23 protein-coding genes are annotated in these 26351 nt (G+C 57.8%); 17 read left to right on the top strand and 6 right to left on the bottom strand.

Annotated elements, in window-relative coordinates:
• Window positions 1-147: 147 nt before the first annotated feature.
• The 6 genes from L1A08_RS08570 (at window position 148) to polX (ending at window position 9371) form a co-directional block, all read left to right on the top strand.
• Complete coding sequence (locus L1A08_RS08570; RefSeq protein ID WP_238755919.1) at window positions 148-1449, top strand: Gfo/Idh/MocA family protein; 1302 nt, start codon at window positions 148-150, stop codon at window positions 1447-1449.
• 541 nt (window positions 1450-1990) lie between these two features.
• Window positions 1991-3412, top strand: coding sequence for a sulfatase family protein (locus L1A08_RS08565; RefSeq protein WP_238755918.1), 1422 nt, complete (start codon window positions 1991-1993; stop codon window positions 3410-3412).
• Between the two features lie 32 nt (window positions 3413-3444).
• Window positions 3445-4389, top strand: coding sequence for a TIM barrel protein (locus tag L1A08_RS08560; protein WP_238755917.1), 945 nt, complete (start codon window positions 3445-3447; stop codon window positions 4387-4389).
• Window positions 4390-4441: 52 nt separating this feature from the next.
• Window positions 4442-6301, top strand: a complete 1860-nt coding sequence (locus L1A08_RS08555; RefSeq protein WP_238755916.1) for an alkaline phosphatase D family protein — start codon at window positions 4442-4444, stop codon at window positions 6299-6301.
• Window positions 6302-6353: 52 nt separating this feature from the next.
• Window positions 6354-6947, top strand: coding sequence for a DJ-1/PfpI family protein (locus L1A08_RS08550; protein WP_238755915.1), 594 nt, complete (start codon window positions 6354-6356; stop codon window positions 6945-6947).
• Between the two features lie 675 nt (window positions 6948-7622).
• Window positions 7623-9371 carry a DNA polymerase/3'-5' exonuclease PolX gene (gene polX / locus L1A08_RS08545; RefSeq protein ID WP_238755914.1) on the top strand — a complete coding sequence of 583 codons (1749 nt, stop codon included), beginning with the start codon at window positions 7623-7625 and terminating at the stop codon, window positions 9369-9371.
• A gap of 565 nt (window positions 9372-9936) precedes the next feature.
• Here the strand turns inward: polX and L1A08_RS08540 are convergent.
• On the bottom strand, window positions 9937-11364 hold the full coding sequence (locus tag L1A08_RS08540) for a sulfatase family protein (RefSeq protein ID WP_238755913.1): 1428 nt from the start codon (window positions 11362-11364) through the stop codon (window positions 9937-9939).
• A 180-nt stretch (window positions 11365-11544) separates the two neighbouring features.
• On the opposite strand from L1A08_RS08540, the gene L1A08_RS08535 reads away from it, so the two are divergent.
• Entirely contained in the window at window positions 11545-13293 is a 1749-nt protein-coding gene (locus tag L1A08_RS08535) for an ATP-binding protein (protein ID WP_238755912.1), read from the top strand.
• 9 nt (window positions 13294-13302) lie between these two features.
• Here L1A08_RS08535 and L1A08_RS08530 read toward each other — a convergent pair whose 3' ends face one another.
• From L1A08_RS08530 to L1A08_RS08510, 5 genes are all read right to left on the bottom strand, one after another.
• A complete protein-coding gene (locus L1A08_RS08530) occupies window positions 13303-14211 on the bottom strand; it encodes a hypothetical protein (RefSeq protein WP_238755911.1) in 909 nt (302 codons plus the stop codon).
• A 61-nt stretch (window positions 14212-14272) separates the two neighbouring features.
• Entirely contained in the window at window positions 14273-14830 is a 558-nt protein-coding gene (locus L1A08_RS08525) for a type IV pilus modification PilV family protein (protein WP_238755910.1), read from the bottom strand.
• 26 nt (window positions 14831-14856) lie between these two features.
• Window positions 14857-15369, bottom strand: a complete 513-nt coding sequence (locus L1A08_RS08520) for a hypothetical protein (RefSeq protein WP_238755909.1) — start codon at window positions 15367-15369, stop codon at window positions 14857-14859.
• On the bottom strand, window positions 15366-15824 hold the full coding sequence (locus L1A08_RS08515) for a pilus assembly FimT family protein (protein ID WP_238755908.1): 459 nt from the start codon (window positions 15822-15824) through the stop codon (window positions 15366-15368). Before L1A08_RS08515 ends, L1A08_RS08520 begins: the two co-directional genes overlap by 4 nt.
• 15 nt (window positions 15825-15839) lie before the next feature.
• Entirely contained in the window at window positions 15840-17498 is a 1659-nt protein-coding gene (locus tag L1A08_RS08510) for an HD-GYP domain-containing protein (RefSeq protein ID WP_238755907.1), read from the bottom strand.
• Window positions 17499-17741: 243 nt separating this feature from the next.
• Between L1A08_RS08510 and L1A08_RS08505 the strand changes: the two genes are divergently transcribed.
• The 10 genes from L1A08_RS08505 to L1A08_RS08460 are packed head-to-tail and all read left to right on the top strand — an operon-like array spanning window position 17742 to window position 26170.
• On the top strand, window positions 17742-18158 hold the full coding sequence (locus L1A08_RS08505) for a type II secretion system protein (protein ID WP_238755906.1): 417 nt from the start codon (window positions 17742-17744) through the stop codon (window positions 18156-18158).
• Window positions 18159-18200: 42 nt separating this feature from the next.
• Entirely contained in the window at window positions 18201-18584 is a 384-nt protein-coding gene (locus L1A08_RS08500; protein ID WP_238755905.1) for a response regulator, read from the top strand.
• A 50-nt stretch (window positions 18585-18634) separates the two neighbouring features.
• On the top strand, window positions 18635-20059 hold the full coding sequence (locus L1A08_RS08495) for a sensor histidine kinase (RefSeq protein WP_238755904.1): 1425 nt from the start codon (window positions 18635-18637) through the stop codon (window positions 20057-20059).
• Window positions 20056-20391 carry an STAS domain-containing protein gene (locus tag L1A08_RS08490; RefSeq protein WP_238755903.1) on the top strand — a complete coding sequence of 112 codons (336 nt, stop codon included), beginning with the start codon at window positions 20056-20058 and terminating at the stop codon, window positions 20389-20391. Before L1A08_RS08495 ends, L1A08_RS08490 begins: the two co-directional genes overlap by 4 nt.
• Complete coding sequence (locus tag L1A08_RS08485; RefSeq protein WP_238755902.1) at window positions 20388-22145, top strand: GspE/PulE family protein; 1758 nt, start codon at window positions 20388-20390, stop codon at window positions 22143-22145. Before L1A08_RS08490 ends, L1A08_RS08485 begins: the two co-directional genes overlap by 4 nt.
• A 31-nt stretch (window positions 22146-22176) precedes the next feature.
• Window positions 22177-23376, top strand: coding sequence for a type II secretion system F family protein (locus L1A08_RS08480; protein WP_238755901.1), 1200 nt, complete (start codon window positions 22177-22179; stop codon window positions 23374-23376).
• A 2-nt stretch (window positions 23377-23378) separates the two neighbouring features.
• Complete coding sequence (locus L1A08_RS08475) at window positions 23379-24434, top strand: hypothetical protein (protein WP_238755900.1); 1056 nt, start codon at window positions 23379-23381, stop codon at window positions 24432-24434.
• Entirely contained in the window at window positions 24434-25063 is a 630-nt protein-coding gene (locus tag L1A08_RS08470; RefSeq protein WP_238755899.1) for a PilN domain-containing protein, read from the top strand. Before L1A08_RS08475 ends, L1A08_RS08470 begins: the two co-directional genes overlap by 1 nt.
• Window positions 25060-25695: a type 4a pilus biogenesis protein PilO gene (gene pilO, locus L1A08_RS08465; RefSeq protein WP_238755898.1), complete on the top strand. Its 636-nt coding sequence runs from the start codon at window positions 25060-25062 to the stop codon at window positions 25693-25695. The genes L1A08_RS08470 and pilO overlap by 4 nt, the downstream gene beginning before the upstream one ends.
• Window positions 25696-25732: 37 nt before the next feature.
• Entirely contained in the window at window positions 25733-26170 is a 438-nt protein-coding gene (locus tag L1A08_RS08460; RefSeq protein WP_238755897.1) for a hypothetical protein, read from the top strand.
• Window positions 26171-26351 lie beyond the last annotated feature (181 nt).

Here is a 26351-nt window from a genome sequence, read left to right as displayed (position 1 = left end):
TGATGCGTCGTGACAAAATTCTGTAAAAAGAATACGAAAAAACAGAATCGTGTCTGTTGATGAGTTGTTACAATCGGCTCAGCAAATTTGGCTTGTGTGCATCTGCGAACGCTGCCTGAGAGCGGGACCTGTAACCGGGAATACTCAATGACACAGAACAATCTTTCGCGACGGAACTTCATTTCGACTTCAGCGGGCGTCATCGGAGCCGCCGCTGCCTGGCCCATGCTGTCCATGGCCGACGAAAAGCCCCGGGCTAAAGTCGAGCGGCTCGGAATTGGTGCCATCGGCATGCGATACCAGGGTTCGGTAATTACCGAGCAGGCGCGCAAGTACGCCGATGTCGTCGCCATCACTGATGTTGATCGTCATGTTCGCGAACAGGCTCGGGCCAGTTTCGGCAGCACGCCGCGAATCTTCGAAGACTATCAGGACATGCTGGCTCGCCCGGATATCGATGTCGTTCTGATCGCGACGCCGGACCACTGGCACACGAAGATGCTCGTCGATGCCGTCCGTGCCGGGAAAGATGTCTATTGCGAAAAGCCGCTGACGCTGACAATCGACGAAGGCAAGATCCTGCGGAATGTCGTCGGCAACAGCGATCGCGTTGTGCAGGTCGGAACCTGGCAGCGGAGCGATCATAACTTCCGTCTCGCCGTCGAAATGGTCCACCAGGGTCGACTCGGAAAGCTGCAGCGCGTCACCTGCACGACCAGCAAGAACCCGACCGGCGGACCGTTCCAGACCATGCCGGTGCCCGAGCACTTCAACTGGGATCTGTGGCAGGGCCCGACGCCCGATGTGGCTTATATTCCCCAGCGGGCTCACTACACCTTCCGCTGGTGGTACGAGTACTCGGGCGGCAAGATGACCGACTGGGGTGCCCACCATATTGATATCGCTCAGTGGGCCATTCAGAGCCTGCCGGTCGAGATCGACGGCCGCGCCACATTCCCGGATATCGAAAACGGGTTCAACGTCGCCAAAGATTTCGCGGCTGACTACAAGTACGCCAACGGCGTCGAACTCAAAGTTTCCGACGAAGGCCGTGATGGCATCCTTTTTGAAGGGGACAAGGGCCGCATCTTCGTCAACCGGGGTGGAATTCACGGAGCTCCAGCCGAAGAGCTCAAGAGTAACCCGTTCCCTCGAGAGTCGTTCAAGGCTTACGACAACGACAATCTCAGTCGCCCGATTCGGACTGGCAAGATCGAAGCGATCGTCAACCACATGGGGAACTTCTTCGACTGCGTCGAATCTCGCAAGCAGACGATCTCCGACATCGAAAGCCAGCACCGCAGCGTAAGCACCTGCCACCTGGGGAATATCTCCCAGCGACTCGGCCGCCCGCTCAAATGGGACCCCGAGCAGGAAGTCTTCGTCGGCGACGAAGAAGCCAACAAATGGCTCAAACGCGAATACCGGGCCGGCTTCGAAATCGGCTGATCAGTTCAACGGGTGCCATGCCCACGCTCGCGTGGGCATGCGCCTTGAGAACGCCCGAAACAAGCTCGGATCACACCGGGATGGCACAGAGATTCCTCTCTGTGTTGCGAAGCAACAGGCGGCCTGTCCTCAGCGGTCGATGAACAACCGACGCCGCATCGCGCACAGACAGGAATCAAGAGAAACCAATTTCACGGATCGACTCACTCGAAGACATGAAGGGTGGCCCTGATAGCTGTGCTATCAGGGCGGCGAAGCCGTAGGAGAACGCATCTGCCGCTTGCCCCGAGGGGCGATGTATTCCTGGGGGAAACATCGATCTCACTTCGCTCCCATCAGGATGAAACAGAGATTCCTCTCTGTGTTGCGAAGCAACAGGCGGTCTGTCTTCAGCGGTCGGTGAACAACCGAAGCCGCAGCACGCACAGACAGGAATGTCTGTGCCACCCTTTCGGAAATTTGCCTCTCGGGTGAACAGGTAAGATCAAACACAAGCATGTCCACGTGAGTGTGGGCATGGTACCCTGCTGAGAACTTTCTTATGAAGCGATCATGCGAATCCAGGAATCTTGGCAGCAGCCTGACCGGTTTGCTGATTCTGGTGGCATGTCTGGTCGTCAGCAGTGAATCGCAAGGGGCCGCGCCGCCGAACATCGTTTACATCCTCGCCGATGATCAGTCCTATCAGGACTTCGGCTTCATGGGGAACGACAAGGTTCTCACGCCGCACATCGATGCTCTTGCGGAACAGTCGGCTCGCTTTCCGAACGGCTATGTTCCGATGTCCGTCTGCCGGCCGTCTCTGGCGACGTTTCTCACCGGACTCTATCCGTATCAGCACGGGATTCATTTCAATCACCCTCCACCCGGGTTGAGTGAAATGCGGAAGATGTCGGCTGATGAGTACCACCAGACCCGGGCGGTCGCCGAACAGCTGATTCGCGATGTCCCGACACTGCCCCGCATTCTGGGCCGTCACGGCTATGTTTCCTTTCAGGCGGGCAAACACTGGGAAGGAAACTTCCGCAATGCCGGGTTCACTTCTGGAATGACAACCGCCCGTCCCGCCGATCGGCTCGGTTCGATTACCGGCACCCGGGAGCAGATCAACGGCGAATGGGTCGCTCACGGAAACGGAGACGCCGGACTTGAGATCGGCCGCGTGACCATGCAGCCGGTGTCGGAGTTCATCGTCGAGAATCGCCAGCGCCCCTTCTTCCTCTGGTACGCCCCCTTCCTGCCGCATACGCCCTTCGATGCCCCTCAGGAATACCGTGACCGTTACGCCGGGCGGGACATCGAACCGCACATGCTGCCGTACTATGCCGAGATTGCCCGCTTCGATGACACGGTCGGCGAACTGCTGAAAGTTCTCGATGAGAATGGTCTCCGCGAGAACACGCTGATTGTCTTTGCCGCCGATAACGGATTTCGTCCGCACAAAACGCGAAAAGAAGCCTACAACAGTCGTTCGAAACTGTCGGTCCACGAGGACGGGCTCCGCACGCCGATTCTGCTGAGCTGGCCGGGCATGATCCGGCCGTCTGATTACGAACAACTCGTGCAGACGGTCGACCTGATGCCGACGGTTCTGGCTGCGGTCGGGCTCGAAGCCGAGATCACGCCGCGAATGCCCGGATACAATCTGCTGCCGGCTGCCAAAGGCTTGCAGGATTTGCCCGATCGAGCCGCGTTCGGGGCGATCTATCCGAATGATGCCGAAGTGCTCCGCGACGCCCCTCGCCATGCCCGGGCCGTCTGGATTCGCGACGGTCACTTCAAACTGATTCTGCCGGGGCCGGGGCCGAAGCCACTCGATGCGGCTCTTTACAACCTGCGTGAAGATCCGGCGGAGCAGAAGAATCTGTATGGCGATGCGGCTTATCGTCAGCAGCAGACTCAGTTAATCGCCCAACTGAAAGCGTGGTGGCCGGCGATTTTGCCGAACACTTCGTCTGAATAGTTTCCATCGACGCCTGAATTCTGGAGTCCGAGATGCATACCGAACAACCTTCACTCTCCCGCCGATCGTTCTGTCAGACACTGGCGGCCGGAACCGCGGCCGCGATGGTTCCCGGCATCACCTTCGCCAGCGAATCTCGGAAGAGCTTCGAGCTGAAGTACATCGTGGGTTCCTGCATGTACGGCTACAAGCCGGTCGCTGAGATTCTGCCGGAAGTCCGCAAGACCGGAGCCACGGCCATCGACATCTGGCCCAAGGTGCATGGCGATCAGCGGGAACAGGTCGAAGAGATGGGAGCCGAGAAGTTCCGCCAGCTGCTGGCCGAGAATGACCTCACGCTCGGCTGCATCACACAGTACAAACTGGGGCCGTTCGGTCTGCAGGACGAGATGCGATTCGCAAAGTCATTCGGCTGCCCGACAATGGTCACTGGGGGCAAAGGACCACGCGGGTTGACTGGGCAGGAATTGAAGAAAGCGGTTGCAGACTTCTGCGAGCAGATGAAGCCGCACCTGGCGGTCGCTGAAGAAACCGGCGTCACGATTGCCATTGAGAATCACGCGAACAATCTGATCGAGTCACCCGATTCGCTGAAGTGGCTGGCCGAGCTGCGACCGTCGAAGAATCTGGGGATCGCCTTCGCTCCGTATCATCTGCCCCAAGATGAGAAGCAGCTGAGCCAGTTGATCAAAGACCTGGATGACTCGATCGCCATGTTCTACGCCTGGCAGCACGGCATGGGCTGCATGACAAAGCTGCCGAAAGAGCAGGAACTGCTGCAGATGCCCGGCCGCGGTGAACTCGATTTCAAACCGCTGCTCGCCGCGTTGAAGTCGATCAATTACACCGGCTGGACCGAGATCTTCATGCATCCGGTTCCACGCGGGATTCCCATTCACGAAGAGACCGCGGAAGTGACCGCCGAAATCAACCGGTCCCGCAAATACCTCGAAAACCTGCTGACGGAGATCGGCTGAGTCGATCTTTTCTCCCGCACCCAGAGCTTCGCAACAGAGAGACTGCATCCTGATGAGATTGCGTGAGACGTTCGCACTGCTGGCTGTCCTGTTCCTTTCCGCCGGGGTTGCCTCGGCTCAGGAAACGGGCTGGCCCGATCCGACGATTAACGAGGTCCTTCCGTATGAATCGCCGGGACTCGTCAACGGACCCTTTCTGGGACGCCCGACCCCGACGTCGATGCGGGTCTGGATTCAAACGCTGGAGCCGGTCGAGTTCGAAGTCCTCTACACGACTCAACTCCCGCTGAATCGCGATCCCGTTATCGTGGAGGGGCAAACCCGAGCGGAGGACGGCAACACCGGCATCGTTGATCTGACGGATCTCGAGCCGCAGACACGCTACTACTACGGCATTCGCATCAACGGCATGCTGGCCGATCTGCGAGCTTCGATGCAGTCGCGGTGGCCGTCGTTCCGCACGCTGCCCGTGCCGGAAAACTTTAAAGACGAGCAGTACAACGCGGAAGGCCGCATGAATGTCCGCTTTGCGGTCGGACACTGTGCGTCGCAGGATCCGTTCATCTCGGGAGGACAGTACGGCAGCACGCCGGCCTACTCGAACATTCTCGACAAGCACGCCGACGAAGTGATGTTCGCAATCGTCAACGGCGATGTGATCTACGAAGCCGAGCGGGACGGAACGCTCGAAGGAGTGCGGAACAACTACCGGCTCTACTTCTCACGCGGAAAGTCGTTCACGCAGCTCTTCCGCCATGTGCCGGGGATGTTCACGTTCGATGACCACGACGTCGGCTGGGATATCCACGGCTGTGGAGAGATCGGCCTGAAAGAGGGACCGCATCTGATTCGAGACACCGGGCTTCGCGGCTATCGAGAGAACCTGGCGTGGGCGAACTTTGAAGGTCCGCAGACGGGCGAACTCCGCTTCGGCACCGCGAAGGTCGAGAAAGGTTCCGATATTCTGTTCGATCCTGAAGCCGATTTCAGCAATCTTGATCCGGCAACGGTCAGCACGATTCATCTTGGCAACTTCACGCGAGTTGCGGAGACACCTCGACGCCGGGGACCCGCTCCCAGGAACGCGGGCGTGTATGGACTCGAAGAGGTGATCGATGCTCAGCATCTTCGCATCACCCCGGCTCCGAAATTCGATGAAGAACTCTCCTACAGCATCGGCACCCACCATTATTACGACTGGCAGATCTCGAACTGTCATTTCTTCGCACTCGATACGCGGGGCGAACGTTCCAGTCGAAATCCGAAGAATCGGGACGATCCGAGTCTGTTCATCCTGGGACCGGCTCAGGAGAAATGGCTGCTCGACGGCATCCGCAATACCTCGGCCGATTTCATCTTTCTGATTTCGCCCGACCCGTGGGTGATTTATCACACCGCAGCTCATGTCAGCGATGCTCCCGATGCCGACAAGGATGACAAAGGGGACGGCTTCCCCTCGTTCGTGCATCAGCGGGAAATGCTGCTGAAGGCGATGGACGAAGTCGAGAAGCCGATTCTGATTTTCACCGGCGATGTCCACGCCGCCGCTTCGGTGAAGCTGGCCGACAACGTCTGGGAAATGATGTGCGGCCCGCTCGGCTCGACCGGACATCCCCTCGGCACGCTCGGCAATCCTCCGACAGGCGGAAAGTGGTCGAGCATGGGCCGCGAAGTCGAGATTCGCTGGGTGTCCGGCTTCCCGAACAATCTGCCCTACCAGCGGATTCGCAACACGTTCTACGGTGTCGTGCAGGTGAACAATGTCCTGAAAGTGGCTTCTCCGGAAGGCGATCAGCCGCAATGGATGGCTTTTGACGAACCGACAGTCACGGTTCGCTGGCATGATGGCTATAATGGGGCGTTGATGTACGCGGAAACGATTTCGACGATGGACGCCGTGCCCGCAAAGTAGCATCGGGCGCGATTGAAACAGATCTTCAAAACCTCGAAAGGTTCTTAACAAGATGTCACAGGAAAAAGAAAAGGTTCTCATCATCGTCGGCGACGCTTCCGAAACGCTCGATACGATGTATCCGTACTACCGGTTGATTGAAGCCGGTTTCCAACCGGTCGTGGCTGCTCCGGAAAAGCGGAAGTATCAGATGGTGATGCACGAAGTGAAGCCGGGCTGGACCATCACCAAGGAGTGGGAAGGCTACACGATCGATGCCGACATCAGCTTCGCCGAGATCGTGCCCGAAGAGTACGCCGGCATCATGTTCTCCGGCGGCCGTGCTCCCGAATACATCCGCTACGACGAAGATCTCGTCCGCGCGACCCGTTACTTCTTCGAAGAAAACAAGCCGATCGCCAGCGTCTGCCACGGTGTCGAAATCCCGGCCTACGCCGACTGTGTTCGCGGCCGCAAAATGGCGACCGTGCCGAAGTGTAAGTTCGATCTCGAAGTTTGCGGCGGCGAGTTCGTGAATGAAGCCTGCGTTATCGACGGCAACCTCGTCAGCGGCCGCACCTTCCACGACAACGGCCACTACCTCGGCCCGTGGATCAAACTGCTCGAAGAAGCCCGAGCCGCGAAAGGTGAGCCGGTTGAGGCTTAGTCTTCGAATGAGATCCTGGAACAAAGCCGGTATTTCGATGCCGGCTTTTTTCGTTGGCAACCTCGTCGCGGCGGCATCTTGCCGTCGATTGGGCATGCCATCACCATGATATCGGGTGGCCCGGCCAGCATCGGCCGGGTCGCGACAGCGACAAGAGGCAGCACCATGCGGGGTGTCGGTGAAGTAATCGGACGCTTTCAGAACCAGTTCGCTGATGACGCGACCTCTTGTGACTTCGTCACCCCGCCGTTTTCGGCCGGGCCACCCACGTTGCGTGATGAAGAGTGATGAACTTGTCTCATCCTTATTGAACGCAACGTCCATTCGGCGACAGGATGCCGCCGCTACGATTGGGGGTGACCGTTTTTGGCCGGTCGCGGAAGAGAGTGCCGGGTGCCATGTTTGCATCGCATCGAAGATGCAGGGCAAGCATGCCGCTGAATAGAGTTTGAAAGTGGACGAAGAAGGAACTGTCTGGAGAGACCCCAATCGATCTCTGTACGTTCCTTCGTTGCCTTCGCTGGAACCGACGTCAATTGGCATGCTTGCCCTGCTGCGCGATGCAAGCATGGCACCTCGATTGGATTCGCGTTGCATTGTCTCTCGTTTTCGTCGGTCGACTTCAGTCGTTACGATTTCTGCAGACACTCCAGGGACTTCAGGAAATGGTTCGCCATGAACAACGCCGTAATTGCCGACAAGTTTGAACAGCTCGCCGATCTTCTTGAACTCGAAGGGGCCAACGCGTTTCGCGTGCGGGCCTATCGCAATGCCGCTCGGACGATCGAAAGTCTGCCGGAAGCTCTCGAAACACTGGTCGCTGATGATTCCCGGTCGCTGCAGGATCTGCCGGGGATTGGGAAGGATCTGGCGGAGAAGATCCGCGTGATTCTCGAAACGGGCGAGTTGCCGCAACTGGCTGAGCTCAAAGAAAAGGTGCCGGAAGACGTCGTGCGGATGCTCCGAATCCCGGGGCTCGGTCCGAAGAAGGTGGCCACGCTGTATCGCGAGTTGAAACTCTCCTCGCTCGATAAACTCAAACACGCGGCGGAGCAGGGGACGATTGCCGAGAAGAAGGGCTTCGGCAAGAAGACCGAGCAGATCATCCTTGATGGGCTGGTGCATCTGGAACGCTCCGGCGTGCGAATGTATCTGGCCGATGCCAAGCCGTTTGTCGATGGCATTGCCGAGGAACTTCGCAAGCTGAAGTCGGTGCATCAGATCGCAGTTGCCGGGAGTGTGCGGCGGCTCAAGGAGACGGTCGGGGACTTCGATATGCTCGTCACCGCCGACGATCCAGGCGAGGCGATGGATTATCTGGAAGCTCATCCGCAGCTCGATAAAGTCCTCGCTCGCGGCGAGACCAAACAGCGGGTCCGGTTTCGGCCGCTCGCCCCCTGTATCACGCCGGATGGCAATCGGATGCGGATGGAAATGGACCTCCGCGTCGTGCCGAAGGAGAGTTTTGGAGCCGCTCTGCAGTACTTCACCGGCTCGAAGGAACACAACATCGTCACGCGGCGGATGGCCAAAGACCGTGATCTCAAGCTGAATGAATACGGTCTGTTTCGCGGCGAAGAGCAACTCAATGCTGAGACCGAAGAAGAGGTCTATGCCGCCCTCGATCTTCCCTGGGTTCCACCTGAGTTGAGAGAGGATCGCCGGGAGTTTGAAGCGATCGAATCAGGTGGGCTGCCCGATCTGCTGGAACTGTCCGACATCCGTGGCGATCTGCACATGCACACGACCGCCACCGACGGCACGGCGACGATTGAAGAGATGATCGAAGGGGCTCGCGAACGCGGTTTGAAATACATCGCCATTACGGACCACTCCAAGCGGGTGATGATGGCCAACGGGCTCGATGCCGATCGGCTGCGGGCGCACTGGAAAGAGATCCAGAAGATCCGTAAGAAGTACGACGACATCGAAGTCCTTTGCGGCATTGAATGCGACATCCTCGAAGACGCCACGATGGATCTGCCGGACGATGTGCTGGCCGAAGCCGAGTGGGTGATTGCCGTGCTGCATTACGGGTTGAAGCAGCCGCGAGAGAAGATCACCGAGCGACTGCTGACCGCGATTCAAAATCCGCATGTCGACATCATCGGCCATCCCACCGGGCGGCTCCTCGGCAAGCGGCCGGGGGCGGATGTCGATTACGAAACCATCTTCAAAGCAGCCGCCGATTACGGCGTGATGATGGAGATTAACGCCCACCCCGCCCGTGTTGATCTGGACGACGTCCGGGCGGCTCAGGCGAAAGACTACGGGATCCCGATCGTCATCAGCACCGACGCCCACTCCACCGGCGGCTTCGACAAAATGGTCTGGGGCGTCTACCAGGCGCGGCGAGCCGGACTGACGAAGAAAGACGTCGCGAATACGAAGACGGCGAAGCAGTTTTTGAAGATGCTGAAGTGATAGCGTGATTCACGGAACCTCCTTCAACGGGTGGCTCTGGCAGCTGTGCGATCAGGGCGACGCGGAACGTGGGATGTATTACTCCAAGGGTTTCAACCAGATGATGCAATAGACTGGCCATTTCTCGTAGCGCGGCGGATCATGTCCCTTCGCCCCCTTCAGGGGGAGAAGGTGCCCGAAGGGCGGATGAGGGGGCGATCAACCAGCGATGTTCCATACAAATGAGAATCAACGGCCCGTGGAGCCTGTCACCCGCATTTCCCCCTCACCCTAACCCTCTCCCCCACGGGGGCGAGGGAACTGATGTCCCCGGGCGTCTTCTAACCATTCCTCGACAATCTCCCTGGGTCGCATAAATCTGCGAAACCCTCGCCACAATAGATCCCACATTCCCAGCCGTGGGAGACTGCAGTTTCACGTCGCTTGAGAATACGTCGCCCACTTAGATCGACTTGAGGGAACGTGAAGGAACAACACGTCAAATCTCACTCCTCCGACGGCTGCGCCGCCCCGAAAGAATCTTTCGGGGCCACCCCGGTGGACAGGGCGAATCAACCAGATCCTGTCACTCCTCCCGCGAGGAATACAGGTGCTTACCATCCTTGGCGGCCTGGATGGCTTCGTGGGTGTCCATCGGGATGCCGGGGTCGTTCTGGGATTTCAGCCAGCGGTCGAGTTCGGCGGAGAGTTTCTTCTTCTCTTCGGCGAACTGCGAATCATCGGCCAGGTTCTCCATTTCGTAGGCATCAGACGATGTGTGGTAGAACTCTTCGGGCGGGCGGTTCATGTAGCGTTTCACGAGGTTGTACGTTCGGGGCTTCTCCCAGGCGGTGAAGATCCAGGTCGCCCAGTACGGGTTGTTGAGCTCGCCGCGATTCTGCTTGCCCATCAAATGCTTTTCGATGTAGATCTCGCCGGGGGTGAGGTTGCGGATGTACCGGAATTCGCCGTTGCTGACCGTGCGGATCGGATAAGCCGGTCCTTCGGGGATATTGTTGTGAATGCCGTACACGAATTCGCGATGAGAGTTCTTCTCGCCACGCAGCACACTGGCGAAGCTGGAGCCGTCGACTTCGCTGACTGGTTGACCACCGGCCAACTCGAGTAGAGTCGGGACGACGTCGGCGTATTGTACGAGGGCATCGGTTCGCTGGCCGGCTTCAATCTGGCCGGGCCAGCGGGCGACCAGCGCGGTGTGCAGGCCGGTGTCCCAGTTGGTCCATTTGCAGCCGGGGAACTGCGAGCCCTGTTCGGAGGTGAACAGGACGAGCGTGTCGTCGTTCAGGTCATGCTCGTCAAGCACGTCGAGAATCTCGCCGACCTGCCCGTCCATGTAGGTGATCTCGGCCAGGTAGCGGCCAAAGTCTTTGCGGGTCACAGGCGTGTCGGCGATGTTGGCGGGCAATTTGATGGAGCGGGGCGGGTATTGACTGGCATCGCCCATCACCCAGGGTACGTGCGGTTCGACCAGGGCGACGACCAGACAGAAGGGTTGCTTCTGATCGCGAGTCATGAACTCGGCGATGCCGTTCAAGCTATGCTGCTGAGTCGGATTGCGGACGCAGTTCTGGTCGAAACCGTCGACGTTCTCGAAGGGATAGGCCGAGTCCGGTTTGACGTGCACCTTGCCGGAGATGCCAACGCGATAACCGAGCGGTTTGAAGTGATGCGGCAGGCTCTTCGTCTCGGGCAGGCTGCCGGAATGGTTCCACGCACAGCCATTGCCCAGAGGATAAAGCCCGGTGAACAGTTCCGAGCGGCAGGGCTGGCACATCGCTTCGGCGAGATAGGCCCGGTTGAACGTGAGGCTTTCGCGGGCGAACTGGTCGATGTGAGGCGTTTTCGCGTTCTGTCCTCCGTACAGCGGGAGATCGTTGTACGTACAGTCATCGGCCATGATGATCAGGATATTCGGCGGAGCGGCGGAGGCTGAGTCGATGCCGGAGAAAAACGTCGTCACGGCGGCGAGAGAGAAGATCAGGACTGTGCGCACGCGGAAGTCTCCTGAGATGTAGGACTTGAAGACGACTCCGGGCGGGCGGCCGGAAAGGCTCAATGCGGATTTCGCTGTTTCGCCGCCGGAGGATCTGGAACCGACATTGCAACAAACTTCCGACCGTGAAACAATTCCGACAGTCGAATTTGTCCCGTCTCCTGATGACTCCTGAATCGCATGTCGTATCGTACGATTAAACGTCTGCTCGGCGAAACCAGCCTCGAACGGAAGTGTCGCTTCCTGTTCGGCGGCGGTTTGATGCTGCTGATTTCCGGCAGTTTCTACTTCTACGCGCAGCTTAACGCCCGAATTATCGAGAATCAGAACAAGGAAACCGCCCAGCTGCTCGTCGCGCCGATCATCATGGAAAAGCACATGAAGGCGGTCGATATCGATCAGGAACACATCGAGAAGATTGAGGAAATGGCCAGCTTTCTGAAGCCGGTCGAAATTCAGGACTATCGCTGGCGACTGCTCAAATCCGATCCGACCGCCGATTCCCCGGACCGTCCGACCGACGATTTCGGTTACGAAGCACTGGCCCGCATCCGCAGTGGGGATTCCGAGTACATTCTCACCTTGCCGGACCGGCAGGAGTATCGCTACTACGCTGCGGTCAAGGCCTCGAAGTCGTGCCTGACCTGCCATTATCATCGCAAGCCGAACGTGGCGGAGGGCGATCTGCTCGGCATGGTGAAGATCACGCTGCCGCTCACGAAGACAAAGAGTCGTCTCGCCAAGAACAATGCCATTCTGCTGGCAATGGCAATTGTGACCTCCTTCCTGGCGATGGTCGCGGCGTATGCCATCGTGCGGTACGTGATCGTCAAACCGGTGCTCCACCTGAAAGATGTCAGCGATGAAATTGCCCGGGGAACGCTCGATCTGCGAGCCGATATTCGCACGGGCGATGAGTTCGAAGAGCTGAGTCACGCCTTCAACCGGATGTTGCGGCACCTGGTCACGGTTCAGGATGAACTCAAGGAAGCCAATACGAATCTCGACCATAAAGTCGATGAACTGGCTCGGGCGAACCTGTCGCTGTTCGAAATGAACAAGCTGAAGAACGAGTTCCTGGCGACGATGAGCCACGAACTGCGAACGCCGCTGAACAGTATTCTGGGCTTCAGCGATGTGCTCGGCTCGGCGTCCAATCTCAATGACAAGCAGAAGCGGTATCTGCAGAACATTTCGACCTCCGGTCAGCGGCTGCTCACGCTGATTAACGACATTCTCGATCTGGCCAAGATCGAGAGCGGCAAGATGGAGATTCATCCGGTCAAGTTCTCGATTGCCGAGATTGTCGAGCAGCTTTGCCTGAGCATTTCCCCGCTGGCCGATCGCAAGAACATCGAACTGACCTGGTTCTGTGCCCCCGATGTTCCCCAGATGAATCAGGATTCCGGCAAGATTCAGCAGATTCTGACCAACCTGCTTTCCAATGCCGTGAAGTTCACGCCGGAAGGGGGGCGGGTTCGGGTGACGGCGACCAGTATCTGCATTACCGGAGCGAGTAGTGGTTCGGCCCCGGCGTCTCAGCAGGACTTTGTCCAGGTGAGTGTGGCCGATACCGGCATCGGGATTCCGCTGGCCGATCAGGAACGGATCTTCGAGAAGTTCCGGCAGGCCGAGCACGTGCCGGGGCAGGACAATCTGCTGACGCGTGAATACGAAGGAACCGGACTGGGGCTGTCGATCGTGAAGGAACTGTGCAAGCTGCTGGGGGGCGAGGTGACCGTCGAAAGCGAGTTCGGCAAGGGGAGCACGTTCATCGTTCGGCTGCCGCGAGAAGTGATCGCGGAGATGCGTCGCGACGATGACAACGCGCTGGAGTATCAGACCATCGAACGAACCCGGTCCCGCGTGCAGCAGCTGGTGGCGCAGAACGACAAAGAGTCCGGTGGCTCGGCTCGCGACGCCGGTTAACGTCTTGGATCATGGGGCGGCGCCCCAGTGGAACGAGCCGGGGGTGATATCGATATCAGCCGGATTGGTTCGGTACTCTCCTTGGACCTTGTACCAGATGGCTTTGTTGGTTTCGACGGAGTTCCATCCACTCGGGCTTCCGCGCAGCATTGCAGAGTTGGACTCAAACACGCCTCCGCCTTTGTAATACAAACGTAGGGGGGTGATCGTGCTGCTAGTGGTGATCGTCAGGCAGATGCCGTTCGCAACGTCGACCCATTGGGACCCTGCGATCGGAACCGTGACCCACGACCAACTCGTTGAATAGTGATCACTTTTCGTCGAAGTGACATCGATAAGAGTGCCAGGCTTATTGAAGGCGTTGGCAGTATAGATGGAGACGGAGAAGTCCTCTCTCTCGATTCTCCGGCAATAGAACTGAATGCTTGTCACGCGATACGCGGTCGCTGATCCGGGCAGGGACGGCTTGAGATACTGCCCCCACCATTTGTCGTTTTTTAGGTCATCGTCGGAGTTGCCTAACAGTGCACTGAAAGAGCGGAGTTCGGTGGGGCCAACGACACTCTTAAAATGGCAAGATATCACCTGGGTGGTCTGGCCGATGCGGCCGATTCCATCGATACGCAGCTGGATGTCGTTGTTGGTAAAGCTTCCATCGCTGTCAGAAACTCTCCAACTCATGTTGCCATCGAACCCGTCCGGAGCGAATGGCGTCGATTCGAAGCCTGACGCATAGGCTGTCCGCCATTCGTTGGTCAGTAACAATTTGTCGTGTGCAAGTTCGACAGCTGATCGGGCCAGCCTGCGGGCCTTTTGGATTTCGAGAGCCATAGACATGTGTTCTCGCTGCAGTCTGACCAGGTTGACACCGGCTAATCCCGTGATCGAGACCAACAACGAGATCGTAATCACAAGCATATAGAGCGCGGCTCCTCGTCGGCGAGAGGGAAATGCGGTCTCCGCTGTCGATAGTATGCAATTAACCACTGTTGCCTCCTCCCCGTTGTGAGGGGGCGACTGTAAAACTCTCGCTTCGATAACCCATTGCCTGGGCAAGAGTGTTCTGGTTTCGTTTGACAGTCACGATGATCCGTTTTAGTCCGGTCTCGGTGATCGAAGTCTGATTGGGATTTGCCTTCGTCACCCAGGCGACGCTGACTTCCCGGCGCCAGCCGTTCAGATTGCTCCGAGTCGAATTGTCCCGATTGCGAGGGGGGCTGACGGACCAGTTGTCGTAGTCGTCGACATCGTCGAAGGAGTTTCGCGGACCATTGCTATAGCCGACCTCCAGAGCCTCCAACCCGAAGAGCGGCAGGAACGAGTCCTTGTAAGATTTCTCCATGATCTCCGACAGCAGTTCATCGGCCAGCTGGTCGGCGATGGCTCGCTGAGCGATGTGCTCTCGTCCAACGACAATGGCTCCCATGCAGCGGAGCGACGCAATCATCAACACCGCGACCAACAGCGAGCAGATACTCACTTCGAGTAGCGAGAATCCCTTTCGGGCATTCGATGGCTGGCGATGGAGAGCGTTCATGATTTGCGTCTGATCTGCAATACGGTTTAATCGTCGTACTGATAGGTTCGCGGCTTGTTGAGAATTGGAAGTTCAATCTGCACCCGGTCGCTGGCCCGTGGCGTGGACTGTAGTTCGATGGTCACTCCAATGGTGTACGTTCCGGAGCTGATATAGCTGAGAGAAAAGTGATAGACCTTAGGGACAATGTCGATATTGTGGCCGTTGTATTCCCTGATCAACGGATCTCCCGGAATGCCCGACCAGCGGTAGTTGATCTTCTCTTCGTCGTCATCATCGTCACGATCGGGGACCCAGACTTCGACTTCACGTGTCATCTGATCCAGGAATTCCGTCGTGAACTGGAGCTCCCGCATTTGATGGAGCACGTCGGTTACGGTGAGCATGACGCTCGCATTTGACAGATTCGGATCGAGCGATTTCATCGTGACGTACAAGGCCGACATCATGCCACCCACGAGGACGGAGGTCCCGACGAGCGACAGTGTTATTTCCACGAGCGTAAACGCTCGGCGGGCATTTAACGGAGACGTTCTCATTCGATCGTTACCCATCCGGAGTGTTTATCGACTTTGACCTTTTTCGTCAGTCCGTTGATCTCCAGTTCGACATCGATGTCATCGTCCGGAGCTCCGAAGTGGTCAAATACGATATCCTGTCCAGAATTGGCCCCTTTGATTTCCACTTCGAACGGAGCTTGTGTTAAATCGACGCCGTGGGGCGACTGCTTGTGATCCCGGTCCATCACGCCCTGAATCGCGTACGACTCGGTGTCTTTATTGAAGACGACGGTGATCGGAGTACTTCGGGCCATGGCCAGGTGCCGGGCCCATTTCAGGTCACTAGCCACGAGCTCGCACGCCTGATTGAGTCGGATATTCTGAACATCGAAAAAACGCGGCACAGCGACAGCCGAGACGATGCCCATGATCAAAAGCACGACCACGAGCTCGACCAGGGTGAATCCATTGCGTGTTGTGCGTCCTGCGTTCATGGAAGAATTTCCCGGTTACACAAAGGTCACGGCTGCGACCGCTTCCTGCACGTTGGTGATCTCCTGCTGAAGGATCTCATGCCAGGCCGTGGAATTACGAAGAATCTTTTCCTTCTGGCGGTTGGCTTCAATCGTGATTTCGAGCACGGTTGGCATGCTGTCGAGAAACGCGTCGACGCAGGCGGCGTCCCACTGTGTGTGGCGGCCCTCAAGCAGAATGCTGACGGCTTTTCGGACCGGCATGCCATCGCGATACGGACGGGTGCTCGTCATCGCGTCGTAGGCATCGGCCACGGCCAGGATGCGGGCGTGAAGCGGGATGTCCTCGCCTTTGAGCTGATCCGGATACCCGGTGCCGTCCATCGATTCGTGATGATGCAACACGCCCGGAAGCACGAATGAGAAAGCCGAAAGATGCTGCAGAATCACGAACCCGATGCGGGGATGCTTCTTGATCTCGTCAAACTCTTCATCAGTCAACCGGCCCGGCTTCTTCAGAATGTGATCGGGAACGCCGACCTTGCCAATGTCGTGCACCAGCCCGGTGACGTAGATATTCTCACACTCATCAGCCGGCAACCCGAGGTTCTCGGCGATGATCCGGGCATACTGGGCGACGCGGTCGCTGTGACCGCAGGTGTAGGGATCTTTGGCGTCGAGCGAGTTCATCATCGTCCGGATAACGCCGATAAGCAAATTCTGTTGCTGCTGGAACAGCTCCAGGTTCTTGGCATGTGAGGCCAGCAGGCTGGCGGTCGAACTGACGAGCGTTGCTTCGGACGTGCCGAACTCGAGTTCACTGATGCCTTCGAGATCATCGTGAAGATGGCTGCGGATCTGACCGTTGAGGTCTTTCTTCTTGTTGATCGCGGTCAGCCAGCCGTACGTTGTGCCATCTTTCCGCAGCGGAGTCACGATGAAACTGTTGACACCCGACGGAACTTTATCGCCAGCCGCCCGCACGCGATCGCGATTCCAGACCACTGGCTGCTTGAACGCATCCTCGCGAACCAGCAGCATCAGATCGCAGCAGCTCTTCCGCGGGAACGACTGCCCCCAGAGCAAAACGTCAAATTCATCTTCATCGTCGCGCTGGTTCTGGCGAGGGGTGATGAGCGCCACCGTCTTGCAGCGAATCAAATCGGCCAGCATTTCCAGGGTCGCGCTGGCCAGCGATTCCAGGCTGCGTTCCACGGTGCAGGATCCGAGTTGTTGCGCCAGATTCCGCAGCCAGGTCATTTCTTCGAAGTCCGCGGTGACCTGGGCGGCGTACAGATCGACCTGTTCGGCCTGCGATTTCTCTCGCGCATGCAGCTCTTCGATCACAGATTCCTGTTGAAGAGCGTTCTGCAACAGGGCTTCGGAACTGTGCGAGCAGATGCCGACCGCAACGGTCTGAAACCCCGATCGGGAATCGACCGGGAGAATAAACAGGCTCTGCTCCGGATTGATCTGCCGCAGGGCCGGGTCGTTCGTCAATTTTGAGGTGCTGATATAGAAGTGAACATCGAGCACCGAAGACGGGCTGAGGCGATCGTCTCCACGGACGACCGGCATCCAGTCGTTCATCTTCCGCCAGATTTCAATGCCGCAATCGAAGCGGTCGGAGAGCCGCTCTGCAATCTGATGCAGCTGATTGTGATCGGTCGTGTTATCCGTTGTTATCTGGGACATATTTAATCTCGCAGCTGTGGACTGCTGTGGCACCAGGGCGTGTTGCGTGCAGTCGGGAACAAGGAAAGCTTACGTCAAACATAGGTCACAATTTGCGGTGTATGCCTGCACCTGGCGGGTTGTCCCTGAACTTTTGATGAATTTTTTGCTCCGTCGGCTTTTTGGAACTACTGTTGACTCACGGCATCGCATTTCGCGGCGTCCGTTAAAAATTCAGAAGTCTGTTTACTACGGAGCACAACCATGGTTGCTGCAAATCAGATGAAGACTCAGGCACGACGTGGCTTCTCACTCATCGAACTCGTCGTGGTGGTACTGGTGATGGGGATTATCGCGGCTGTAGCGGGACCGAAGATGTTCGACACCGCCTCAGACGCCAAAATGTCGGCGACAAAGCAGTCGCTGGCCGTCCTGCGGGATGCCATCGAACTCTATAAAGCTCAGACCGGATCGTATCCGACCGCCTCGATCACGACCGAACTGGCTCCTTACCTGCGGGGACCGTTCCCGAAGGTGGAAACCGGTGCCAACGCCGGCAGCGCAGCAGTGCGAACGCACTCAGGCTCGCCGACGCCGACCGGAACCCAGGGTTGGGCGTACGACACGGCTTCGGGAGCGTTCATCATCAATGATACGACCGATAGTCTGAACCTCCTGTAAGTTAATCCGACGTAAGTAATTGAAGGGCTGGAGTGACGGACCATGGACAAGACTGCGATTCTAATTGCTGAAGACAATCGCGTGATGGCTGATGTCGTCCGGTTCAATCTGCAAAGAGCGGGTTTCGAGGTGACGGTTGCTCTGGATGGAGCAGCCGCCCTCGAACAGGCTCGATCGCGGCAGTTCGATCTGGTAATCACGGATTATCAGATGCCCCGCATGGGCGGACCGGAATTGATCGCTGCTCTCCGAGGTATGGAGGAGTATGCGGACATTCCGATCTTTCTCTGCTCGGCGAAAGGTTACGAACTCAACGAGGCTGAACTCCGCGAACAGTGGGGAATTCAGCGCCTTCTGCTCAAGCCGTTCAGTCCCACTGAAATTGTCGCTTGTGTTGAGCAACAGTTGCGGGCTGAGCAAACCTGAGATCTGTCGCGCGGGATGAGCCCGGCGGCTAATGGACTACGGAGAGACACGTGGACGGTGATAAGTTCAGTATGGTGCAGCGCGCCGCCGGCGTGCTGACGCTGATCCTGGGGATCGCGGCAGTCAGTACGTTTCTGGTTGATATCGGAACGTACTGGTCGGCTCGCATTCTCATTGCCGCCATGGTCAGCAGCTTCTTCCTGGCGATGTTCTCGCTGATTCCCCAGAATCGATCGGGGCGAGTCGCTCCCGCGATTCATCATCAGCTCGTCGGAATTGGCGAACATCCGGAAAAACTGATGCAAACGCTGCAACCGGTGTTGCAGACCGATGCGCCCTCGAACGGCTGGAACGAAATCGTACAGACCGTCCAGGCCGGAGCCGCCCTGCAACTGCTGGAATCGAGAATTGATCAGAAGCTTGGATCCCGCAACGGCGCCGATGATTCGACCGTGCTGCACTGCCTGGCCGAAGGGATCGCCGTCACCGATATCGAAGGACGGATGACCTTCGTCAACCGGGCACTCGAAGCGATTCTGTCGACCGATGGCGATCAGCTTCTCGAGGAACAGCTGCTTGAGTTCCTGCCTCCGAACCTCCCCGAACACGTTCAGCAGGCTGTCACGAAACCGCAGCCGCTGAGTTTCGAATCGAATACCTCCTCCGATCTGGGGGAAAACTATCTGCGGTGGACTCGACGTCCCAGCATCGACGACCGCGGGGAAACCGTGGGGCACGTCTGGACGATTCGCGACGTCACACAGCAGAAACTGGCCGAGAAGATGCGCGAAGAGTTCGTCTCGATGGCGACGCACGAACTGCGGACGCCGCTGGCCAATATCAGTGCCTATGCCGAAACGCTGGCTGTCACCGATGAAATCGACGTCGAACAGCAGAAACAGTTCTACAACATTATTCTCACCGAATCGACACGCCTGTCGCGTTTCGTGGACGAGCTTCTCGACATCAGTCGTATGGAAGCCGGTTCCATGTCGATCGACAAGCGCGAAACCGATCTCGAACGCCTGCTGCAGGAGATCGGCGCCAAGGTTCGGCCGGAAATGCAGCGGAAGCAGATCGACTTCACGATCTCGCTGCCTCCCAAACTTCCGTCGATGACCATCGACAAGGACAGCGTCTCGGCGGCTCTGGTGAACCTGCTCGGGAACGCCTGCAAATACACGCCCGAGGGCGGCGAAGTCGTCTTTACGGTTGCGATGGAAGATCAGGAGATCTTCTTCAACGTGCAGGATACCGGGATCGGGATTTCCGCCGAGGAAGTTCCTCGCGTCTTCGAGAAGTTCTTCCGCAGTGACGACAGTCGTGTCCGCGATGTGACCGGGACCGGCCTGGGACTCGCCTTCACGCACGAAGTCGCGCGATTGCACGGTGGACGGATCGACGTTTCCAGCGAACTCGGCGAAGGCTCGACATTCAGCTTCGTGCTTCCAGTCAATAACGGAGGCAAGCGATGATTGAATACACACGCCAGGGAGCCGTCGACATTGTCCAGCTCCAGGATTCACTCACCTACAGCAACGCCGACCGCGTGCGAACGGCCGTCGAACAGGCCATCAAGCCGGGGCAGCCGCGCCTCGTGCTCGACCTGCGCGACATGGCTCTGTGCGACAGCCAGGGACTGGAGTTGATTCTGGATCTGCGCGACCGCTGCGTGAAACGAGGCGGGATGTTCAAACTTGCCGGAGCCAGTCATCTGTGTCAGGACATTCTGCGGGTGACCGGTCTGCTTGATCAGATTGAACACTACGAAGACTCTGTGCAGGCAGCAGGGAGTTTTGCAGTATGACCAGTATTACGGCACGAAATCGCTCCAGTCTGCGCATCAAGGGCAATGGCACGAATGCGGGAGCACCGCGTCAACAGCGTCTCGGCGAGAAGCTGATCAACGCCGGTCTGCTCACGCCCGATGAACTCGAATCGGCTCTGCAGCAGCAGAGCGCGAAAGGGCAACGCGTTGGCGAAGCGCTGGTCGAACTCGGATTTATCGAAGAAGAACAACTGCTGCCATTCCTGGCCGAGCAGATGGGAATTCCCTACGTCGTTCTGCGGGAAGGTTTGATCGATCCCAAGACCGTTCGCGTTCTTCCGCGAAGCAAAGCGGAGGAATTTGGCGCGATCGTCATGTTCAAGGTTCGCGGCGTGCTCACCGTCGCGATGCAGAATCCTCAGCAGCTGGACTACATCGATGAGATCGAGCGGCTGACCGAATGTCGCGTCCGTCCGATTCTGGCGCTGTCGTCGGCCATCGAACAGCTCCTGCCCCGCTGTTACGACGAAGGCTTCGAAGTCGACGCCGTGACTGCGGACATGGATCGCGATGCCGTCTCGGTGCAGGACGATGCGATTCACGTTGAGCTGCAGAAGGTCGAGTCTATTGCCGATGGCAGTCCGATCGTCAACCTGGTGAATTATATGATTCTCCAGGCGGCCCGTCAGGGCGCCAGCGATATTCACATCGAACCCGGGATGCATCAGTCGACAGTTCGTTTCCGAGTCGACGGCATGCTTCGCGAAATTCTGCGTCCGCGACGCGAGTTCCATCCGGCCATCGTTTCCAGAATCAAGGTGATGGCGAAGATGGACATCGCCGAACACCGACTGCCACAGGACGGCCGAATCCATGTCGTGGTCGATCATCGCGATATCGACCTGCGTTGCTCGACGTTGCCCACCGTTCAGGGCGAAAAGGTTGTGCTTCGTGTGCTCGATCGTTCGAACGTCACGTTCAACCTCAATGAACTCGGAATTCCCGACGATCAGTTGAAGATCATGAAAGGTCTCCTCGCCAAGCCGTACGGCATGGCCCTGGTGACCGGCCCGACCGGTAGCGGAAAAACGACGACGCTGTACTCGGCCATCGAACTGGTCAAAAGCGTTCAGCAAAATATTGTGACCGTGGAAGATCCAGTCGAGTATCAGCTGGCTCAGATCAATCAGGTCCACGCCAATGCGGGGACGACGCTCAGTTTCGCCAAAGTGTTACGGGCCATTCTGCGTCAGGACCCCGATGTGATCATGATTGGGGAAATTCGCGATGGAGAAACCGCGGAAGTGGCGACTCAGGCCGCTCTGACAGGACACCTCGTGCTGTCGACGTTGCATACCAACGACAGTGCTTCAGCAGTCACCCGGCTCTCCGATATGGGAATCGCGTCCTACAAAATTGCTGCTGCGTTCCTGGGAGCGATCGCTCAGCGACTCGTCCGCCGCATCTGCCCGAACTGTCGGACCACGTACTATCCGCCGGCGGGTCAACTCGAAAGACTGCACTACAGTGGAGACCTCAACCGGCAGTTTGTCCGGGGAGAGGGATGCCACGAGTGTTACGACAGTGGTTACAAGGGACGAATCGGTATCTACGAAATCCTGCAGGCCGACAACGAGCTGCGGGAACTGATTGGAAGCGGCGTGCAGGCGGAAGTCATCCGTCGGTGGCACCGCGAACATGGAGCCTCCAATCTGCTCAACGAAGGGCTCAGACTTGCCGAGCAGGGAGTCACGTCCATCGACGAAGTAATGCGCGTCGCATTCTTCGACTAACAGATCTTTTCAATTCATCGGCAGCCGAATCATGGCATACGCATATCAGGCACGGTCCAAAGGGGGGCAGATTGAAGCAGGCTTCGTCGAAGCCGTTTCGCTGGCCGCTGCGCGGCAACAGCTGCGCGGCCGCGGACTGTTCCCGTTGTCGGTGACCGAACATCGATCGATGGTGCGGAATGTCGGTCGTTCGGGTCGCGTATCGAAGAACGACCTGATGATGATGACGACGCAGTTGTCAATCATGCAGAAATCGGGAACCGATCTGGCCGAGTCGCTCAAGTCCGTCGCGCGGCAGGTGACCAATCGTCGTCTGGCCGAAGCCATGCGGCAGGTCGTTCGCGATATTGAAGACGGAAAGTCGTTCTCGATCGCGCTCGGGAATCAATCCTCGGTATTCGGCGAAGCGTATGTTGCCGGCATCGCGGCTGGGGAAGCGTCGGGAACACTCGGCCAGGTGCTGTCTCGACTCACAGTCCTGCTGCGAAACGAAGTACGACTGGTCAATACCATTCGCGGGATCATCACCTATCCGGCGATTCTGATGCTGGTCGCGTTTTCGGTGATCAACGCACTCGTGTTCTTCGTGCTTCCGCAGTTTGCGAAGGTCTTCGAAGATCTGGGACGCGTGCCGCCTCCGACGACACAGTTTCTGCTTTCATTCGGTTCCTTTGTCAGTGGCAATCTTATTGGCGTCGGAATCGGACTCGTGCTGGCGATGTGCGGCCTGGTTGTGGCTGCGCGCTCCCGGTGGTTCAAGTCCTGGCTCGATCGATCGTTGTTGAACATGCCGGGGATTGGCAAGGCCACGCGAACCCTTCTGGCGGGACGAACATTCCGCTTGATCGGGACAATGATTCAAAGTGGCGTTCCCTTGCTCGAAGCCGTCCGGCTCAGCCGGCGCTCGGTGAGCAATTCGGAATACCTGCGACTGTTCGACGAGATCGAAACTCAGCTGACAAAGGGCAATGGGCTCTCGGTCGCGTTGCTCGCATTCGACTTTCTGCCTGATGGATTGGCCCAGATGATTTCAACCGCGGAAGCATCGGGCGACCTGGGAAGCGTGATGGAGATTGTCGGAGAGCACTACGAAGATGAAGCCGAGCGTCATGTTCGGGAGCTCTCAAAAGTTCTGGAACCGCTCATCATTGTCTTGATGGGGGGCATCGTTTCCGTCGTCGTCATGTCGGTGATTTTGCCGCTGCTCGATATGTCTTCTTCAGGGGGCTGATGATGAGTGTTGTGTCTGATCTGATGCCACTGTTCAACTTTCGCAAGTCGCTGGCCATGACCCGGCTGGGCGTTGATTTTCAACGTACGCAACTTGTGTTCGCGGAACGCTCCGTGGGAGATCGAAGCAATGCTGCGCTGAACGGGCACGTGATCCCGATTCCGTGTGAACTGCCGTTGGATCGCTGGATCGAATCGGGTGGGCTCAAGCAGGTGCTCCAGCAGAATCGGCGGCCGCTCTCCCAGTTTCGGCAGGATTGCATGTGCTGTGTGCTGCCACACGAATTGACCCGTATGTACTCCGCGCGCCTGCCTCAAACGGGTGGGGCTGAGATGCGGTCTCTGGTGGGAGAGGAACTCAGCGACTTCATGAGCGTCTCCGTGGATGAACTCACCTATGACTACTGGGCCGAACCCGAGACCGACGACGAGGGGATGGTGACCGTGCATGCCGTGGTGGCCTCGCGGGCTTTGATTAACCAGGTCTTGCGGCAGTTCCGTTCGGTGGGCTTGCGATGCGCGACGATGGACTCTCGAACGACATGCCTTTCACGATTAATCGGCGAACCGGTCGAAGGCGTTAGAGCCGTTATCGAATGGGCCGCTGACGATGTGACGATGGTGATGTTCCGCGATGGCATCCCGTTCTACACACGGCGGCTTCGCGACAGTCACTGGGAGTTGCTGGTGGATGAACTGATCGATGAGTGGAAAATCAGCCGCAAGGACTGCGAGACGATCATCCGACGCCTGGGGAAAGGTCCGGAAGTCAGTCGATCTCTCCTCAGTAACTACCAGGAGTGCGTCGAAGCCCTGGTTGTCCGGTTCGCCGAAGAAGTTCAGCGGACGCTCAACTTCGCCCGTCAGAAGTCCCACTTCGGGGCGATCGACCGTCTGGTGATGACTGGATCGGGCAGCGGTCTTCCGCTGATTCGGGAAGAGCTCGGCCGCGCGTTCAGCGAACCGATCGCGTATGCCAGCGACGCGGATCTCCACCGGGCATTCTCTGCGAGCGAGTTTGACCTGGCTGTCGCGATGACGAACGGGAGGATTCGATAATGTCGACCGCTGATTTCAATCTGGTACCGAAAGTCAATCAGTTCGAGTTGATCTCCTACGGTCTGCTCCGGCAGTGGCTGCTTGTCGCACTGATCGTGATGCTGGTCATGGCGGTCGTCGCGCTCTTTCATGCGTCAGACGTCCAGAATGTTCAGGAACAACTCCAGAAAGTGGAACAGTCCCACGAGCCTGTTCGCGAACTGTTGGCTCAAACCGCTGAAGTTCGTCAGAAACTGGCCGAAGTTCAACGACAGGAACGCCGGTTGGAGAATCTGATCATTGGGCCCACTCCGGTCGATATTCTCGGCGCGATTGCAGCCGCAAGTATCGCAACGGAAGGCGGCGTCGTGGTCTCGTCATGGTCCGCGAATCTCGAAGATCGGAAACCACCGGCTTCCAAAGGGACACCGCCGGTCACTCCTGCCTCCGAATCGATTAGCCGCGTCTGCAACGTCTCGATCGTCGGGACCGGAAAGACCGACAGCGATGTCGGTGAGATGATTACCAGCCTGGAAACCGGACTGTTCACGAACGTCGATCTGCTGTCCGCGACGCACATTCAGAGTGAAGAAGAGGAAGGAAAGCAGTTCCAGATCCAGGCAGAAGTTGGAATGGAGATTAGCCCATGAACGGACTCGCCGAGAAACTGACAATTCACCAGTTCGTCCTGCTGGTACACTCCCTGGGGGCCCTTTCGGTCTGCCTGATCATCGCGCTGACGACAGTCTTTGTCATCATGCCGATGCGGGTACAGATCGAAAGCAGCCGCCAGCACGCTCTCCAACTGGACGGCCTCAGTGAGCACCACGAGACTGCCGCGGCGGAACTCGAGCAGTTGATGCAGGAGTTCGAAGAATCCGCGAGCTTGCTGGCCGTGAGTCAGTCACGCGTGTCGCTGGGATCGGATCTGGATGGGTTTCTCGAACTGGTTGGCAACGCGGCTCGACCATGCGGGATCCGAATCCGCGAACTTCGACCAGGGACGACCGGCGAACGCTATGGATATCGGGTTCACAGCGTTCAGATGTCGCTCGAAGGCCCTTATCGGGGCATCTGCGAGTTCTTTGCGGCTTTGCAGTCACTGGACCGAATGAACCGGGTGATTCAGGCCAGCATGGCGCCGCACGGCAATTCAGAGGACCTTTACGCAGTGTCGTTGACGCTGGAACTGTTTGCGACCATGCCACCGGAAGTCGCGAGCCTTCACCGGCCTTCCCGAGTGACCACGCTTGATGGAATGGAGAGCACTGATGTTCGGTAGATATTCAGGCGGGTCGTCCCTGACACGAGGGAAAGTCATGCTGATTCTCAGTCTGTCTTCAACCCTGGGCTACGTTCTCTGGGGAGGGTCCGACAAATCATCCAGCTCTCAGACATCGCTGGTGACCCAACTGGCCACGCAGGTGGTCAAGCAGGCCGGCGGACCTGATCTTGAGGCTTTGGCCCGCGTCCGGAATCTGCCAAAGTTCGAACTTGATCAGGTCGTTTCTCACAACCCGTTCGCTCCGGGACAGACCGGCGAAGACGCCGACGATGAGGAACTCGTCGCAGCCGAGTCGGAAACGCCGGTCGCAGCGTTTGACCCTCGCCTGGTGAGAGTTTCGGCGGTGCTGTCAAACGGGAATACGAAAATGGCTCTGATCGACAATGTGATATACAGCGAGGGAGACAGGCTGCCAAATGGCCTCGTGGTGGGGGAAATCACCGATGGAAACATTCGTTTGCTCGCCGAATAGTAGTTGTATACGCCTGTTTACAGGGCGGCAGGCTGCGTAAGACGGGATAAAAGCATAGAGACGGGGGAGTTTGTTCGTCGCGTTAAAATTTACGATCAAGCCGGTCAGTAATGTTGGCCTGATGTGACGATTGCGCGAATCGCGCACATTCTCGGGGCAGGCGAGGTCGATGTTAGTGAGG

Origin of the sequence: Rubinisphaera margarita (assembly GCF_022267515.1) — a bacterium.
Classification (GTDB): Bacteria; Planctomycetota; Planctomycetia; order Planctomycetales; family Planctomycetaceae; genus Rubinisphaera; species Rubinisphaera margarita.
Note: the sequence above shows the minus strand (reverse complement) of the source record. Positions and strands in the feature narration are given on the sequence as shown.